Origin of the sequence: Vibrio sp. Isolate32, assembly GCF_022397955.1 — a bacterium.
In the GTDB taxonomy this organism is placed as follows: domain Bacteria; phylum Pseudomonadota; class Gammaproteobacteria; order Enterobacterales; family Vibrionaceae; genus Vibrio.
This window is the reverse complement of the sequence record NZ_JAKEUQ010000074.1, coordinates 1-1,562: the sequence shown is the minus strand read 5'-3', so window position 1 is coordinate 1,562 and position 1,562 is coordinate 1. Positions and strand designations below refer to the sequence as shown.

Here is a 1,562-nt window from a genome sequence, read left to right as displayed (position 1 = left end):
CAGCGATACTGCCCCAACCTTGACAATAGCCGAAGCCGCTGATGGTTTTGTGAATGCGAGTGAAAACAGCGATGGGTTACAAGTGTCGGTCAGCGTTCCGACCGGAGTCGAAGCGGGCGATACCATCACTCTTGCGATCACGAACCCAGACGGCAGCGTTACCGAGCAAACTTACACGGTGACGGCGACCGACATAAGTAACGGCTCAGCAGGGATCACCATTCCGTCTCTATCCGAAGATGGCAACTACAGCATTACCTCGACCATCAGTGATGCCGCAGGCAACACCACTGGCTCAAGTACGTCAATCGATTTTGAACTCGACACCACCGTGCCGGGAGATGAAGACGGTGATGGCAGCAGCGATACTGCCCCAACCTTGACAATAGCCGAAGCCGCTGATGGTTTTGTGAATGCGAGTGAAAACAGCGATGGGTTACAAGTGTCGGTCAGCGTTCCGACCGGAGTCGAAGCGGGCGATACCATCACTCTTGCGATCACGAACCCAGACGGCAGCGTTACCGAGCAAACTTACACGGTGACGGCGACCGACATAAGTAACGGCTCAGCAGGGATCACCATTCCGTCTCTATCCGAAGATGGCAACTACAGCATTACCTCGACCATCAGTGATGCCGCAGGCAACACCACTGGCTCAAGTACGTCAATCGATTTTGAACTCGACACCACCGTGCCGGGAGATGAAGACGGTGATGGCAGCAGCGATACTGCCCCAACCTTGACAATAGCCGAAGCCGCTGATGGTTTTGTGAATGCGAATGAAAACAGCGATGGGTTACAAGTGTCGGTCAGTATTCCGTCAATCGATTTTGAACTCGACACCACCGTGCCGGGAGATGAAGACGGAGATGGCAGCAGCGATACTGCCCCAACCTTGACAATAGCCGAAGCCGCTGATGGTTTTGTGAATGCGAATGAAAACAGCGATGGGTTACAAGTGTCGGTCAGTATTCCGACCGGAGTCGAAGCGGGCGATACCATCACTCTTGCGATCACGAACCCAGACGGTAGCGTTACCGAGCAAACTTACACRGTGACGGCGATCGAYATAAGTAACGGCTCAGCAGGGATCACCATTCCGTCTCTATCCSAAGATGGCAACTACAGCATCACCTCGACCATCAGTGATGCCGCAGGCAACACCACTGGCTCAAGTACGTCAATCGATTTTGAACTCGACACCACCGTGCCGGGAGATGAAGACGGAGATGGCAGCAGCGATACTGCCCCAACCTTGACAATAGCCGAAGCCGCTGATGGTTTTGTGAATGCGAATGAAAACAGCGATGGGTTACAAGTGTCGGTCAGTATTCCGACCGGAGTCGAAGCGGGCGATACCATCACTCTTGCGATCACGAACCCAGACGGTAGCGTTACCGAGCAAACTTACACGCCGAAGCCGCTGATGGTTTTGTGAATGCGAATGAAAACAGCGATGGGTTACAAGTGTCGGTCAGTATTCCGACCGGAGTCGAAGCGGGCGATACCATCACTCTTGCGATCACGAACCCAGACGGTAGCGTTACCGAGCAAACTTACAC

Annotated in this window: 1 protein-coding gene; it reads left to right on the top strand. The window is 53.6% G+C overall.

Going from position 1 to position 1,562, the window contains the following annotated elements; genetic code table 11:
* A partial coding sequence (locus L1D11_RS22420; protein WP_239862825.1) for an Ig-like domain-containing protein occupies positions 1–1,438 on the top strand: 1,438 nt, incomplete at its 5' end.
* Between the last annotated feature and the right edge of the window lie 124 nt (positions 1,439–1,562).